At 59.0% G+C, this 14497-nt stretch carries 12 protein-coding genes; 7 read left to right on the top strand and 5 right to left on the bottom strand.

Annotated features, from left to right (window positions below; genetic code table 11):
- Window positions 1-294 precede the first annotated feature (294 nt).
- A complete protein-coding gene (gene treS, locus FW764_RS01350) occupies window positions 295-2361 on the top strand; it encodes a maltose alpha-D-glucosyltransferase (RefSeq protein ID WP_446432393.1) in 2067 nt (688 codons plus the stop codon).
- Window positions 2362-2470: 109 nt separating this feature from the next.
- Here treS and FW764_RS01345 read toward each other — a convergent pair whose 3' ends face one another.
- A complete protein-coding gene (locus tag FW764_RS01345) occupies window positions 2471-3076 on the bottom strand; it encodes a cysteine hydrolase family protein (protein WP_446432392.1) in 606 nt (201 codons plus the stop codon).
- A 195-nt stretch (window positions 3077-3271) separates the two neighbouring features.
- Here FW764_RS01345 and FW764_RS01340 point away from each other — a divergent pair, with 195 nt between their 5' ends.
- Complete coding sequence (locus FW764_RS01340) at window positions 3272-3559, top strand: helix-turn-helix domain-containing protein (RefSeq protein WP_446432391.1); 288 nt, start codon at window positions 3272-3274, stop codon at window positions 3557-3559.
- Between the two features lie 80 nt (window positions 3560-3639).
- Here the strand turns inward: FW764_RS01340 and FW764_RS01335 are convergent, their stop codons facing one another.
- From FW764_RS01335 to FW764_RS01325, 3 genes are read right to left on the bottom strand one after another with little or no spacing between them, the layout of a single operon-like run.
- Window positions 3640-4347: a 2OG-Fe(II) oxygenase gene (locus FW764_RS01335; RefSeq protein WP_446432390.1), complete on the bottom strand. Its 708-nt coding sequence runs from the start codon at window positions 4345-4347 to the stop codon at window positions 3640-3642.
- On the bottom strand, window positions 4344-4613 hold the full coding sequence (locus FW764_RS01330; protein WP_446432389.1) for an Ada metal-binding domain-containing protein: 270 nt from the start codon (window positions 4611-4613) through the stop codon (window positions 4344-4346). The genes FW764_RS01335 and FW764_RS01330 overlap by 4 nt, the downstream gene beginning before the upstream one ends.
- Window positions 4603-5253, bottom strand: coding sequence for a 2OG-Fe(II) oxygenase (locus FW764_RS01325; protein WP_446432388.1), 651 nt, complete (start codon window positions 5251-5253; stop codon window positions 4603-4605). Before FW764_RS01325 ends, FW764_RS01330 begins: the two co-directional genes overlap by 11 nt.
- A gap of 345 nt (window positions 5254-5598) precedes the next feature.
- On the opposite strand from FW764_RS01325, the gene FW764_RS01320 reads away from it, so the two are divergent.
- Together FW764_RS01320 and FW764_RS01315 are read left to right on the top strand one after the other, a co-directional pair.
- Window positions 5599-6309, top strand: a complete 711-nt coding sequence (locus FW764_RS01320) for a glycosyltransferase (RefSeq protein ID WP_446432387.1) — start codon at window positions 5599-5601, stop codon at window positions 6307-6309.
- Window positions 6310-6688: 379 nt separating this feature from the next.
- Window positions 6689-8407, top strand: coding sequence for a hydrogenase maturation protein (locus FW764_RS01315; protein WP_446432386.1), 1719 nt, complete (start codon window positions 6689-6691; stop codon window positions 8405-8407).
- 326 nt (window positions 8408-8733) lie between these two features.
- Here the strand turns inward: FW764_RS01315 and FW764_RS01310 are convergent, their stop codons facing one another.
- On the bottom strand, window positions 8734-9648 hold the full coding sequence (locus tag FW764_RS01310; protein ID WP_028616088.1) for a LysR substrate-binding domain-containing protein: 915 nt from the start codon (window positions 9646-9648) through the stop codon (window positions 8734-8736).
- Window positions 9649-9895: 247 nt separating this feature from the next.
- Between FW764_RS01310 and FW764_RS01305 the strand changes: the two genes are divergently transcribed.
- From FW764_RS01305 to FW764_RS01295, 3 genes are all read left to right on the top strand, one after another.
- Entirely contained in the window at window positions 9896-10918 is a 1023-nt protein-coding gene (locus FW764_RS01305; protein WP_446432385.1) for a zinc-dependent alcohol dehydrogenase family protein, read from the top strand.
- 702 nt (window positions 10919-11620) lie between these two features.
- The gene (locus FW764_RS01300; protein ID WP_446432384.1) at window positions 11621-13054 is read left to right on the top strand and encodes a hypothetical protein; all 1434 of its coding nucleotides are present in this window, start codon (window positions 11621-11623) and stop codon (window positions 13052-13054) included.
- Window positions 13051-14457, top strand: coding sequence for an aminotransferase-like domain-containing protein (locus FW764_RS01295; RefSeq protein ID WP_446432383.1), 1407 nt, complete (start codon window positions 13051-13053; stop codon window positions 14455-14457). The genes FW764_RS01300 and FW764_RS01295 overlap by 4 nt, the downstream gene beginning before the upstream one ends.
- The last annotated feature ends 40 nt before the right edge of the window (window positions 14458-14497 follow it).

Genomic DNA, 14497 nt, shown 5'->3' with positions numbered 1-14497 from the left:
ACACGCGTGGGACGCACTGCTCGACCAGAAGGAGAAACGACCTGCAAACTAAAACGACGCGGCCTACTGTCTGCTATAGCCAATCAACCTTGTGTGCACCTCACAGAACGCTTTCACCTTCCATCTGCTGTGGCCGTCGGGTCGCCTGGTGCCCTCAAGCTGCGCATGCTGATTGATTTTTTAGCCGCCGAATCGTGTTTCTGTGCTGACCCTGCGCGGTTAATGCAACGAATCGCGCCTGTCGCCGCTCCTATGCTTACGAGTAACCTTTTCACGCACACAGGTAATGGGCTTATGACGGCGCCGGACAACGATCATGTGAACTGGCTGGTTGAGCAATCGATGCTGCATGCGGCGCGTCAACGCGCCAAGCTTTATTCCGGGCAAGGGCGTTTGTGGCAACAGCCGTATGCGCATACCCGGCCGCGTGATGCGTCAGCCTTGTCATCGGTGTGGTTTACCGCCTACCCAGCCTCGATTGTGACCCGTGAAAATGGCACGGTGCTTGAGGCACTGGGGGATGAAAGCCTGTGGCACGCGCTGTCGAAGATCGGCATCCAAGGCATTCACAACGGTCCGCTGAAAAAGTCCGGCGGGCTTTCCGGCACGCGGCATACGCCCACCATCGATGGCAATTTCGACCGCATCAGTTTTGAAATCGACCCGCAACTGGGCACCGAGGCGCAGCTGCAGGCGCTGACACGCATGGCAGCTGCGCATAACGCGGTGATCATCGATGACGTGATCCCATCGCATACCGGTAAGGGCGCCGACTTCCGCCTGGCCGAGATGGCGTATGAGGACTACCCCGGCCTCTACCACATGGTCGAAATCCGCGAGGAAGACTGGCCGTTGTTGCCCGATGTCGCCGAGGGTCGTGACGCACAGAATCTCGGCCCGCTGCAGGTGGACGCGCTGCGCGACAAGCATTACATCGTCGGCCAGTTACAGCGGGTGATCTTCTTCGAGCCTGGCGTAAAGGAAACCGATTGGAGCGCGACGCCGGTGGTCATGGGCGTGGATGGCAAGCCGCGGCGCTGGGTCTACTTGCATTACTTCAAGGAAGGCCAGCCGTCGCTGAATTGGCTGGACCCTTCGTTTGCCGCGCAACAGATGATTATTGGCGACGCCTTGCATGCGATTGATGTGATGGGCGCCAAGATTCTACGCCTGGACGCCAACGGCTTCCTCGGTGTGGAGCGCAAACTGGATGGCACGGCCTGGTCGGAAAGCCATCCGCTGTCGATCACCGGCAACCAGCTGCTCGGGGGCGCGATTCGCAAGGCTGGAGGGTTCAGCTTTCAAGAGTTGAATCTCACCGTCGACGATATCGCCGCGATGTCTCACGGCGGCGCCGACCTGTCCTATGATTTCATCACGCGCCCGGCCTATCAGCACGCCTTGCTGATGGGTGACACCGAGTTCCTGCGCCTGATGCTGCGCGAGATGCACAGCCAGGGGATTGACCCCGGCTCGCTGATCCACGCGTTGCAGAACCACGATGAGTTAACCCTGGAATTGGTGCATTTCTGGACGTTGCACGCGCACGACAGTTACCGCTTCCAGGGGCAGACCTTCCCCGGCAACATCCTGCGCGAGCATATCCGCGAGCAGATGTACGAACGCCTGGCTGGCGAGCATGCGCCGTATAACCTTAAATTTGTCACCAACGGCGTGTCTTGCACCACCGCCAGCATTATCACGGCAGCTCTGGGCATTCGCGACCTTGAGGCGATTACACCGGCCGATATCGAGCAGATCCGCCAGATTCATTTGCTGTTGGTTATGTACAACGCCATGCAACCTGGGGTGTTTGCCTTGTCGGGCTGGGATTTGGTCGGCGCGCTGCCGCTCGCAGCCGATGAAGTCGCGCACTTGATGGCCGATGGCGATACCCGCTGGGTGCATCGCGGGGCCTACGACCTGGTGGACCTGAACCCGGATGCGCCGTTATCGGCGGGGCAGATGCCACGCTCGAAAACCTTGTACGGCAGCCTCAACAGCCAGTTGCAGGACCCGGAGTCGTTTGCCTCGCAACTGCAAAAAATTCTTGCGGTGCGCAGTGCCTATGGGATCGCCGCCAGTCGGCAGATTCTAGTGCCGGATGTCGAACATCCTGGCTTGCTGATCATGGTTCACGAGTTGCCAGCCGGGAAGGGCACACAGATTACCGCGCTTAACTTCGGCGCCACAGCGATCATCGAGACCTTGCACCTGCCCGATATCGCACCGGGGCCGGTGGTGGACATCATCAATGAACGGGTTGAGGGCGACCTCACCGTTGAGGGCGAGTTCACCATCACATTGGATGCGTATGAGGGGCTGGCGTTGCGCGTGGTCAGCCATTCGCCGATGCTTTAAGGGCGAAGGCGCTGATTGATTCATCAATCAAGTGCGGCAGCTTGGCCGTGCGCCGACCGATTGACGCAAGCACTGAAAAGGGGCGACTCATAATGAATCGCTCCCTATCTTATTGAGCCTTCAGCGCTTGCAGAAACGCGGTGTGTTGCAGCGTTTGCGAGAACATCGGCAGCGTAAACTGCTCGGCTGCGTGCTGTTGTTCATCACTGAACGTCGCAGTGCAGTCGGTCAGTGTGACCACGTCGTAACCTTTTTCATAACCCGAGCGGACGGTGCCTTCGACACAGCAGTTAGTCAGAAAGCCTGCGACGACCAGGTTCTTGATGCCATTGTTACGCAGCACCAGGTCCAGGCCGGTGCTGGCGAACCCATCCAGCCCACGTTTGCCCTCAACGACGATGTCTGCGGCCTCACGTGTCAGTGCATCGGTGATCTCAGCGCCCCAACTGCCGGCGCGAAAGGCGTTGCCGTCGGCGACACCTTTGAGGATGCCGTAGGTGCGCAGGGTCAGCTCAGGGTAGCCGTCGGCAAATTGGATCGGTAAATGGATGATCTTCACGCCAAGCTTGCGTGCCTGCAAGAGGGTGGTGGCGGTGTTCGCCAGCATATTGGTCTTTTGCATGACGTCTTTCACCGCGTCATGGAAGACCCCGCCCGGCGTGGTGAAGTCGTTCTGGTATTCGATCAAAACAATCGCGGTGGTGTGCGGGTGCATGGTAGCTCTCCGATCAATAGGGTTTATTCGTCATCACACTGCGTTGCGCCTGTGAACCTTAAGCTCATTGCATAACCTCGGCCGCATCAGGCTTTTAATCGTAGATCAATCAAAGGCCCCTGGCGGCGTTTTTACTGGAACTAAGGCACCGCGAAAAACCTCTTACGAACGTCTGAGCGGGTATTGGAAGCAGGTATGAGCATCGGTTCGAGATTGAAGGCGGAGCGGGTGAGGCTCGGGCTTTCGCAAGCTGCGATCGGAAACATCGGTGGCGTGGCAGTAAACGCCCAGGGACGCTACGAAAACGGGATCAGATTTCCGCGTGCCGATTATTTGGCTAACGTAGCGAGTGCTGGGGTTGACGTGCTGTTTGTGATCACCGGTAAGCGCACACAAAACGACGGTGCTGGCTCCGCCAAGGCGGCGCAGGCGTTGGATAGCGCATCCGAATGCCTGGAAAAGGCGAAGGAACTGATTCACTGACAGCGCGCAGCGCCAGGCCTACACGCTGCAATGGAGCAACCGGTGAAGGGTACACAGCACCGGGCCGACATTAAGGTTTATCACTTCGCGTCGTGAAAAATAATCCCGAGCGTTCTGCGCTCACCACGATGCAGGCGACTCACGCCGTGACGCACACTCACTCGGCAGAACCCTCGTGTGGCGCGCGCTGGGCGGCTGTTCACCGCAAATACGAGTGCCTGGCCCTGTTCCAGGCGGATGACTTCAGCCTGGCCCGGTTTGTTGGAGCCCGTTTGGGTCAGGACGAACTCGCCGCCATCGAAGTCCAGCCCTGGCTGGTCTAGCAGGAACACGACCTGGAAGGGAAATACCTGCTCGCCGTACAAGTCTTGATGCAGGCAGGTGTAGTCATTTTCGCGGTAGCGCAGCATCAACGGCGTGGGCCTGCATTGGCCAGCCTGATGACAGCGGTGCTTGAACTCGCTGTGGGTTTGCGGGAATCGCTCGCTGATCTTCAACGCCGAATGCCAACGGTTGGCGAGCGGCGCGAGCTGTCGGTACAGGCGAGTTCGAAGGTCTTCGACGATTTCCGGCAGGGGATAGCTGAAGTATTGGTATTCGCCCCGGCCAAACGCGTAGCGCTGCATGACGATTCGGCTGCGAAAGTGCTGTTCATCCGCGTAGAGCGCAGCCAACTGTTGGCAAGTTTGCCGAGTCAGCAAAGGCGGGAGCAGGGCAAAACCGTGGTTCATCAGCGCGGCATCAACCGCTGACCAATTGATGCTCTCCACGTCAGTTTGAATGTTCATAAGGCAGCCTGAGTTTTCCATTGACGGTATTCGACTGGCATACACACTGCACAAGGGCGATATCCCGCCGCGGTGGCGCAGGCTTGGTCGAGAAAAAATACGCGATTTTTCACATAGCCTCCGCGAGCGATAGTCTGCAGCGCTGCGCGACAATCAAGCGTGCCGTAGCGTTTGCCGCGACGGTGGCCACCCAATGCACCGGCTTGGAGGCTCGGGTAGCGTGTGCCGTCGCTGCCCATCAGCATCCACACGTGTTTAGCCGCCATGACCAGGCCCTGGGGAAAAATGAAAACTGAGTAAAAACCCCAGTCGTTGACCGCTTGTGACCCGGCTGATGGCATGTTTCATATTGACGCGGTAGTAGCCCTTGCTGCCTTTAAAAGGGCGCTGAGCCGTGGTGATGATCGCGATATCGCCGCGCTGCAACGGCAGCACCATCGGGCGTGATTGCATCCGGGGTCGCTGCTCTATAAGAACAAATTCCCCGCCGGCGAAGTCCTTACCGGGGGACGACAGCACCGCCACCAATTGAAACGCAAACACATGCTCACCATCAGCGTCTTGTCGAATCTGCAGGTAGTCATCCTCACGTAGACACATGAGGTGAGAGCGTTCCTGCCGCTGCCCAGCGGCCAAGCATTGCGCTTGAAACTGATGGAATTGCCGAGGGTAACGGTAAGGCAATTGAAGTCGCTGGTTCCACTGGTTGGAAATCTGCGCCAGGTAAGGATAAAACCCATGCTTGAGGCAGCCGAAGGTTGCACCCCAGTCACGCTCAAGCAGGTCCAGCGCCTCAAGAAAACCGTCCAGCAATGCAAAACCGTCTTGGTCGAGTTGCGAGCGGATGTTTTGCCAGTCAAGGTGTGCGATGGCGTTGGGGATGCTGGTCATGGCGGCCTCGGTCACTGTGCATGCGAGCCAGTTTAGGCAGCCATTGAGTCGCAGACACTCCGGTTCTTGCGATAGAAATCGTCCATTTACCAGCCGGTTTACACAGGACTTGTAAGCTGTTAGCGCGACACCCGACACCCGACACCCGACACCCGACACCCGACACCCGACGCTAGGCGTCTGGTGGCAGTGGCCTGGTGAGGCCTCGCCTGGCTGCCAGGCATCCGCCTGCGACGTTCCTTCTAATCACGGCGGCCGTGTCTTCAGCCGTTGTTCGTCTACGCCTTAAGATTCTTTAAACCTTCTGCATAAGGGCCGTGTCGATAGCTGTAGATACTTTGCCAGGTAGAGGGAACGTCAATGATAGGGATAGTGATACCTGCCCATAACGAAGAGCGGCATATCAGTGCCTGCCTCACCTCCGTCCAACGCGCCATTGAACATCCGGCTCTCCAACATCAACAGGTCAAGGTAGTGATTGTCCTCGACGATTGTTCGGACCGGACGGCAGCACGGGTGTCGGCCATGGACATTGCAATGCTTGAGGTGTGCTTTCGAAATGTGGGTAAGGCGCGTGCTGTGGGGGCGCAGCAATTACTTGAGGAGGGCGCGCAGTGGCTCGCCTTCACCGATGCGGACACTGTCGTGCCTGCAGATTGGCTGGTGCGTCAGATCGAGTTTGGCGCCGACGCGGTGTGTGGCACGGTCGAAGTGGACAGTTGGAGCGACTACGGGGAGTCGGTGCGTTCACGCTACCTTGAGTTGTACCAGTTCACCGAGAACCACCGCCATATTCACGCTGCCAACATGGGCCTGAGTGCCGATGCTTACCGCAACGCGGGCGGGTTCCAGCACCTGGTTGCGCATGAAGACGTGCGCCTGGTGGCCGACCTTGAGAGGATCGGAGCGCGCATTGTCTGGACGGCGACCAATCCTGTGGTCACCAGCGCGCGACGGGACTATAAGTGCCGGGGTGGGTTTGGCGAGTACCTGGCGTCCCTCGTTGCGGGTACTGGACACCCCCCAGCCGAGGCCAGCGTCAGCTCAAACGTTACACTTGGAACCGGGTGACGCGTGGCCTTATTGATAGGGTGCAATGGCCGTCAATGCGCGTCACCGTGATCTCGGCCTGGTTCATCGGGTAGCAACGACCTCCCCGCAGCATGCTCGCCTTTTGGGGCTTTATCAGCCGTAATGCCCAATGGGTCGCTTGGAGGCGACGCGCAAACGCGCTGAGCGGGTTCAGAAGGCGTACGACATTGAGCCTGGCATGCCGGTCTGATACGGGGGAACCGCCTGCGCCACTTATCGCTCATGCTGACTCGCTGACACAAGATTGATCTCGATCAGTTGGCGTTCCGAGCACGCCCTCTAACCTTGCGCTTCCATCAAAGGCCAAGGACGGCTCAATGAGCACCTGTGGTCGCGCATTCTCAAGGAAGAGTCAGCTATGCGGTCATTGAAGATCATCTTGTTATCGTCGGCGTTCAACGGTTTGACCCAGCGGGCCTGGCTGGATTTACGCCAGTCGGGTCATGCCCCCAGCGTTGTGCTGTTCACTGATGAAGCCACGGTATGCCGACAGATCGAGGACTGCGACGCGGACCTGGTGATCTGCCCATTTCTGAAGGATCGCGTGCCCCAGCAGCTGTGGAGCAATCCCGCCCGCCCGCTGGTGATCATTCATCCGGGGATTGTCGGCGACCGTGGTGCCAGTGCACTGGACTGGGCGATCATCCAGCAGGTTAGCCGCTGGGGCGTGACCGCCTTGCAGGCGGTGGAGGAAATGGACGCCGGGCCCATCTGGTCAACCTGTGAATTCGACATGCCTGCCGATGTGCGCAAATCCGAGTTGTACAACGGGCTGGTGAGCGACGCCGCCATTCAGTGTATCCGCGACGTCGTGGAAAAATTCGCCAAGGGCTTCGTTCCGGTGCCGCTCGATTACACGCAACCCAACGTCATTGGGCGTTTGCAGCCGAACATGACCCAAGCTGAGCGCAGCTTCAGTTGGTACGATTGCGCAGGTTTTATCAAGCGCAGCATAGACGCCGCCGACGGCCAGCCGGGGGTGTTGGCAAGCATCCAAGGCGGTCAGTATTACCTCTACGACGCGCACCTGGATTCACGCCACGGCACACCGGGGGAAATCCTCGCGGTGCAGGACGACGCGGTGCTGGTGGCGGCTGGCGATCGCAGCCTGTGGATCGGATCGCTCAAACGCAAGGCCCAGCCAGGCGAAGAGACCTTCAAGCTGCCGGCACGCCACGTGCTGGCTGAAAAACTGACCGGCGTTCCCGTGCTGGGTGGCTCGATCGCCAGTCAAGCGTTCAACGAACAGGCCTATCAACCGATTCGCTATCGCGAATGCGGTCACGTCGGCGAGCTGACGTTCGAGTTCTACAACGGGGCCATGAGCACCGAACAGTGCCAGCGATTGGTGGCGGCGCTGCGCTGGGCCAAGGCGCGTGAGACGCAGGTATTGTTGATCAAGGGCGGGCGCGGCAGCTTCTCCAATGGCGTACACCTCAACGTCATCCAGGCTGCCAAGGTGCCGGGGCTGGAAGCCTGGGCCAACATCCAGGCCATCGACGATGTGTGCCAGGAACTGCTCACGGCACGGCAACTGGTGGTCAGCGGCCTGACCGGCAGCGCTGGCGCCGGTGGCGTCATGCTGGCGCTGGCTGCCGACATTGTGTTTGCCCGTGCAGACGTCGTACTCAACCCTCATTACAAAACCATGGGCCTGTATGGCTCCGAATACTGGACCTACAGCCTGCCGCGTGCCGTCGGCAGTGAAGTCGCGCATAAACTCACCGAAGAATGCTTGCCCATCAGCGCTTTCCAGGCCCAGCAGTACGGCATGATCGCGGATATCGGCCCCCGTTGCCCTGGTGAATTCAACGAGTGGCTTATGCAACAGGCCGCCAGCGCGTTGCACGACGAAAAATACGCCGCGGCTCGCGAACGTAAAGCCTCGCTGGATGTTGCACAGGTCGAACGCTGCCGCGAACACGAGTTGGCACAGATGCAGTTGGACATGGTGAAAAACCGTCAGCAGTTCGCCGAGAAGTGCCGCAACTTTGTATTCAAGCGCAAAACCTGCCAGACCCCGCAGCGGTTGATTGCATCGTGGGCAGTGGTGCGTAACGCCGCGTTGGTCGACTGATAGCGTGACAGGCCGTTGTTGGAAGGGCGGCAAGGTGTCAGCACTCGACGGAGTGCAGATGCGAAACACGGGCGGCTCTGCGGGAAAGTGTGTCGGCAATGCCGCTTAGCGCGTTGGCTGAAGTGGGTGGCAAGCTGACTGAAGGGCGGCAACAGCGAGTGCCGCTGCCCAGGTCGAGAATCCTCTGACAGGCACTGGCTAATCGACAAGGTTGGGGGTCCGCGCGGGAGCACAACAGCGTGATGCGTGCAGCGCCTGAGACTATCGCGAGGGTCCCTTCGCTTCATCGACGGGCCTTGCGATAACCTTAGATCATCGGTGCGTTTTCAGAGGCTATCAGGATCGCCGAAAAACATCTGAATCCGCGACCGCAACCAACGTTCCCCCGGATCATTATCCTGCGACCCACGCCAGGCCATGTGCAATTCAAACGACCGCACCGGCAACGGCGGGTCTTCGGCCCGTAAGCCACCGGCCGAGGTCAGCGCCTCGGCCGCATAGTCCGGCACGGTCGCCAGAATATCGGTGCCGGCCAGCAACGTGCCCAGCCCATTAAATTGCGGTACGGCTAACACTACGTGGCGCTTGCGATCGAGTTTTTCCAGCTCTTCGTCGATAAACCCGCTCAGGTCGCCGGCGAACGACACCAGGGCGTGGGGGCGGGCGCAGAAGTCGTCCAGGCTCAGTGAGCCGGGTACGCTGTCGGCGCGCAGTAGTTTCGGCAGGCTGCGGCGCAGCACCTTGCGTTTGGCGTTGGCCGGCAGGTCGGCGGTGTAGCTGACGCCGATGGATATTTCTCCTGAAGCCAGAAGACCTGGCATCAGGATGTAGTTGACGCGGCGCACCACTAGCACGATGCCGGGGGCTTCGGCGCGCAGGCGTTTGAGCAGTTGCGGCAGCAGGGCGAATTCGACGTCGTCAGACAGGCCGATACGGAACACGGCCGTACTGGTGGCCGGGTCGAATTCGGCGGCGCGGCTGACGGCGGTGGAAATCGAGTCCAAGGCTGGGGAGAGCAGGGCGAAGATTTCCACGGCGCGTGCCGACGGCTCCATGCTGCGCCCGGTGCGCACAAACAGCGGGTCATCGAACAGCCCGCGCAGGCGCGACAGGGCCGCACTGATGGCCGGCTGGCCGAGGAACAGCTTCTCGGCGGCGCGGGTCACGCTGCGCTCATGCATCAAGGTTTCGAATACGATCAAGAGGTTAAGGTCGACACGACGCAGGTCGTTACGGTTCATCTTGTGTCCTGGAAGAGTCAGCAAGCTTGACGAGAGCGGCCACATGTAAACAATGACCGGCATGAATCTTACGGGGAAAGGCTGGTACTCTGCACAAGATAATTGAGTTTTCCTACAAGGGCTGAGGTCAATACCTCAGTTGCGGAATCAATGACAGACATGTCGACTATTAACGGCGACCGGTGGCCTTACCCGGAAAGCCCAGATAGAGTTCATGGCATTAGAGGTTACTTTGACGAGGTTTGCGATGTCCCGCACGATCCGTTTTCACAAGTTTGGTCCGGCCGAGGTGCTCAAGTGCGAAGAGCATGTAGCCGCGCAGCCCGCACCGGGCGAAGTGCAGGTGCGTGTCGACGCGATTGGCATCAGTTGGTATGACATTCTGTGGCGCCAGAACCTGGCGTCTTCCCATGCTCGTCTGCCGTCCGGCCTTGGCCATGAGATGGCGGGGGTGGTTGTAGCCCTCGGCGACGGCGTGGATGACTTGGCAGTGGGCGATAAAGTGGCCAGTTTTCCGGCCCAGAGCCCCAATGATTATCCGGTGTATGGCGAACAGATCGTCCTGCCTCGTTCGGCCTTGACCCGCTATCCGGATGTCTTGAGCCCGATTGAAGCCAGCGTGCATTACACGCCGTTGTTGGTTGCCTATTTTGCTTACGTCGACCTGGCGCGGGTCAAACCCGGTCAATTTGCCTTGGTCACGGACGCCAGCCACTGCGCCGGCCCCTCGTTCGTGCAACTGGGTAAGGCCCTGGGTGTGCGGGTGATTGCCGCCACCAAGGACAGCGCGGAGCGCGAGTACCTGCTGTCCCTCGGGGCGGAAAAGGTGATCGTCACCGAAGAGCAGGATTTGCTCATGCAGATCAATAAGTTCACCGATAACCGCGGCGTGGATGTGGTGTTCGATGGCTTGGGCGGGCCGCAGATGTCGTTGCTCGGCGACGTACTCGCGCCGCGTGGCAGCTTGGTGCTTTACGGCCTGCAAGGTGGCAACCAGACGCCATTTCCGGCTTGTGCCGCGTTCCAGAAGAACATTCAGTTCTTTGTGCACTGCATCGGCAACTTCACCGGCAAGCCGGAGCTGGGCATCATTCAGGACCATGTTGCGTTGCAACGAGCCTTGCGTGACATCAACCAGCTAACAGCCGATCGCGTGCTGATACCGCTGAAAACCACGGTTTTTCCGTTCAATCAGTTCGTTGAAGCGCACCGTTATATGGACGAATGCCCGTGCCGTGAGCGCGTAGCACTGCAGGTTGAAGCTGTTTGAAGTGTAGGAATATTCTCAAAGGAGTATTCCAAACCCCGGGCGCATGGGGCAAATGCGCCATTTGACAGGGCTTAACCCGCGGGTTGCCTGACGCGAAAAATAGCCGCTCGGTCCTGTAAACGATACCTTTCTCCCTGATGCCGCCCTGAATTTCAGCGCGGCGTCGTTGTGTCTGCGTTATTCGCGTAATGCCTGTGGGGCATCTGAACGGGTTTTCGACTAAGTTCTGTATCTGTTAATCATAATTCCAGTCCTGATAATTGAGCCCTCACTTTCAACTCAAGGATTGAGTAATGATTGGATTGTTGATACGGCCGTCGGCACTTTTTGCAACTAAGCATTCAACCTCCGCGTGTGCTCGAGGATGCGAGTACTTTCAAGAAGGATTTCAAGCAGCGCGAAAGCGAGGCTGGATATTTGTCAGGTTTTATTTGTCAGGCAAGTCTTTTATTTTCAGGTTAAAGGGGTGTAGGAAGTTGTCGGAATATTCCTAGGGGTGACGCTGTCGCCTGCCTGGATGCTTGGTGTGCGGGCGTTTGCTGGTACGGATGCTCCAGGATCACCATGTACGCAGCCACTGCCGATTTGTTGCAAGGTGCTAGTGTGCACGCTATGCAGGCGACATTCTTACAGAGGCAATAGATCAATCAACTGCCCTCGGTAGTTGTTTGAAACTGATATTTCAACTCAGGTAGTAGAGCTATGAGCGCTATTCACGAACAGGCTATGAATTATGTTTATCAACAAGTTCAGCAGCGGTTGATTGGGTACTTCACGCGTGCGGAACGCACAGCACTTCAATTGTTGATCCAGCGTATTGTCGTAGCGGCAGGTGGCATGGAGCAGGTGGGCGATTACAAGGTGTTGGTGGCTCACGGCGGTGGTGAAGTCAGCAGCTACACCCTGGCCTTGTTGCGCGCCGCACAATTGAGTATCGCCGGGCGAGCGCCCAGAACGTTTAAGTTGCGGGTCGCAACGCTGCGCCACGTTGGCATGACCCAGGAAACCCTCGATACGATCCATCGCGGCTACAGCCAGCTGTTTTTCCACGACGATGAACGTGTTGAGCTGCTGATGGTGGAAAACGAACAGGTATTGCCCTTCAATTACCAACGCCCTGCATCGACCCCAGGGCGTCAAGCCAGCCAACGAAAACGGTTGATGATCGGGCACCTGACCTGCGGCGATGTTCGCGCCACGCTGTGCAATGACACCTACCTGGCGTTGGGCGATTTCTATCAGCGCGTCACCGCCTGGGGCGGCGGGGTGCATGCGTTGGTCAGTGGCGATTCGGCGCGTAAACAGGGCCAGTTGCTCGCCTGGCTGAAAAAAACCGCTCAGGCAGCGGGTGTCACAGTGCCCACGGGCAAGCCTACGTCACTGAACGCGCTGTTTACGCGGATGGACGAATGGAGCGATGATTTCTACCGCGACCTCTACGGCGAGCACTATGTACCCAAGGCCGACGTCAGCCCCGGAGGGCACCGCCATTTGGCCTATATCGGTATTGCCGACCTGTTCGACGGCATTGACCGTACCTGTGCGCCAGTGCTCACCGAGTTCATGGCTTACTCCCCGGAGCCGCTGGGCTTTCATCTCAGCCACCCGACGTTTGCCAATCCGTTGTTGATGGCGCACCTGCGAGGCTTACAGGCCGAATGCCTGCGCGAGTTGGATTACGAAGAGGGTGTGCAGGGTTTCTTTGTGCAGGCGGCGGAGTATTTGCGTCGTCGGCAGTTTCCCGAAGAACTCATCGCCCACGCCGTCAGCCGCGAAGGGCGCGTATCGTCGAGCAATCTTGCCCAGCAATTCTTCGGCCTGGAAGAGAGCCAACTGATCTGCCTGTTGTTTTCCCCATTCATCCATCACGGGGAGGGGCTCGAAGGCTATCTGCGCCAGTGCCACCCCGGCATGCTCGTGGCACTGCCCGAACTGCACAAGGTGCTGCAGGGCAAGCCTGCCGCCGAGATGCTGCAACAATGGGTCGCCGATACCAGTGGCGTTCCGTTGCCTTTACTCCAGCACTTGTACCGCAAACGACCGGTGGCGTTCGTGCCAGGCGCCGGTGCACAGAGCCGGCGTTATGAGCGACCTATGGCCGCTGGTAGCCTGGCCTTCCAGCTGTCCGGGCGATGACGCTGCGTGGCGTGCGGCAAGCGGATTTCGCCTATCAGGCGGTTTATCGCTACATGATCAACCTGATCAACGAAGTCAGTAGCGATACCCGGGTGAAACTGCCCTCTCTGCGTCAGTTGTCCCAGCGTCTGAATGTTTCGATCTCCACCATTCAGTACGCGTACTCACTGCTGGAGAAAGAAGGCCGAGTGTATTCGGTGGCCAAGTCTGGCTATTACGCCTGGCCCCTCGCAGGCAGCCCTGCGACGTTGCCCAGTGGGGACTTGCTCGAGCGCCTGTACGTCGCCGCTCGGCGCCCTGGCATGATAGTGCTTAGCGGGGACGAGCCTGCGTTGCTGGCGTCCCTGGATGCTACGTTGCTGCGACTCGAGCGTGAGCTTGTGCGCCAGTATCCACGCCACTTGCAGTCCTGGTCCCAGCCGTGCGGCGTCTGGGAACTGCGGGCGGCATTGGCGGCGCGGTACACCTCGTCGCCGAGTCGCTGCTGGCAGGCCGACGACGTGTATATCGGCGCTGACCTTCGCGGCGTGCTCGATATTCTCATCGAGGTCCTGGGCTTGCGGGGCTCCACGTTGATCGTCGAGTCGCCTTGCGACTGGCTGATCCTGCGTTTGCTGCAGGATGCTGGCGTACGTGTCATCGAGTTACCGTTGGCGCCCGAGGGCAGCTTGGACCTGATGGCGCTCGAAGGCATTCTGCGCGAGGAAACCGTGCAACTGGTGTTGCTGTCATCGGCGGTCAGCCTGCCATCGGGAGTGGCCATTGAGCCTCGTGATCGTCTGGCAGTCGCGCGATTGCTTGATCAGTACGGTTGTTGGTTACTGGAGAATGACACCTTCGGTGAGCTGGGTTTTCAGCCGCCGCCGACTGCGCTGCGGGACATGGTCAACCCGGAGCGGCTGGTGGTGTTTTCCTCTTTCGAAAAAATACTCGGGCCAGAGGCGCCTTATGGCTATGTGCTGTCCCGGCACATGAGCGGCGAATTGCAGCGTCAGTTCCTGTTACGCTCGTTTCGACTGTCCTCCATTCGCCAGCGCGCCATTGCCCGGCTCTATAACAGCGGGCAAATTGACCAGCACTTGGTTACTTTGCGCCAATTGCTACGCGAGCAGGCGGGGGAAATGAGCCAGCGCCTGGACCACCATCTGGGTGATCAAGTCACCTATCGGATGCCTGCCGGCGGCGCCACATTTTGGCTAGGCTCTACCCATACGGTGGACATGCGCCAGGTGTTCCAGCAGTTACTGGCTCAGCAGGTAGTGGTGGCGCCGGGTGAGCTGTTCAGCCTCGTTGGCCTGCACCACCAGCATTTGCGTTTGAGCCATACGTTCCACGGGCAACCCAACCTGGAGATTGCCCTGGCTGCCGTGGGTGAAGCCCTGCGGCAGGCGCAAACAGGCTGAGCGGATGAAACTTCTCTGAAGCCCGTAGGATCTATACCGT

This window comes from Pseudomonas sp. 1152_12, from assembly GCF_052850675.1.
Note: the sequence above shows the minus strand (reverse complement) of the source record. Positions and strands in the feature narration are given on the sequence as shown.

Excerpts from the sequence above, each read along its gene's own strand:
- treS (WP_446432393.1), top strand. The coding sequence starts at position 295 with ATGACGGCGCCGGACAACGATCATGTGAACTGGCTGGTTGAGCAATCG.
- FW764_RS01320 (WP_446432387.1), top strand. The coding sequence starts at position 5,599 with ATGATAGGGATAGTGATACCTGCCCATAACGAAGAGCGGCATATCAGT.
- FW764_RS01340 (WP_446432391.1), top strand. The coding sequence starts at position 3,272 with ATGAGCATCGGTTCGAGATTGAAGGCGGAGCGGGTGAGGCTCGGGCTT.
- FW764_RS01315 (WP_446432386.1), top strand. The coding sequence starts at position 6,689 with ATGCGGTCATTGAAGATCATCTTGTTATCGTCGGCGTTCAACGGTTTG.
- FW764_RS01300 (WP_446432384.1), top strand. The coding sequence starts at position 11,621 with ATGAGCGCTATTCACGAACAGGCTATGAATTATGTTTATCAACAAGTT.
- FW764_RS01345 (WP_446432392.1), bottom strand. The coding sequence starts at position 3,076 with ATGCACCCGCACACCACCGCGATTGTTTTGATCGAATACCAGAACGAC.
- FW764_RS01310 (WP_028616088.1), bottom strand. The coding sequence starts at position 9,648 with ATGAACCGTAACGACCTGCGTCGTGTCGACCTTAACCTCTTGATCGTA.
- FW764_RS01335 (WP_446432390.1), bottom strand. The coding sequence starts at position 4,347 with ATGAACATTCAAACTGACGTGGAGAGCATCAATTGGTCAGCGGTTGAT.
- FW764_RS01305 (WP_446432385.1), top strand. The coding sequence starts at position 9,896 with ATGTCCCGCACGATCCGTTTTCACAAGTTTGGTCCGGCCGAGGTGCTC.
- FW764_RS01330 (WP_446432389.1), bottom strand. The coding sequence starts at position 4,613 with ATGGCGGCTAAACACGTGTGGATGCTGATGGGCAGCGACGGCACACGC.
- FW764_RS01295 (WP_446432383.1), top strand. The coding sequence starts at position 13,051 with ATGACGCTGCGTGGCGTGCGGCAAGCGGATTTCGCCTATCAGGCGGTT.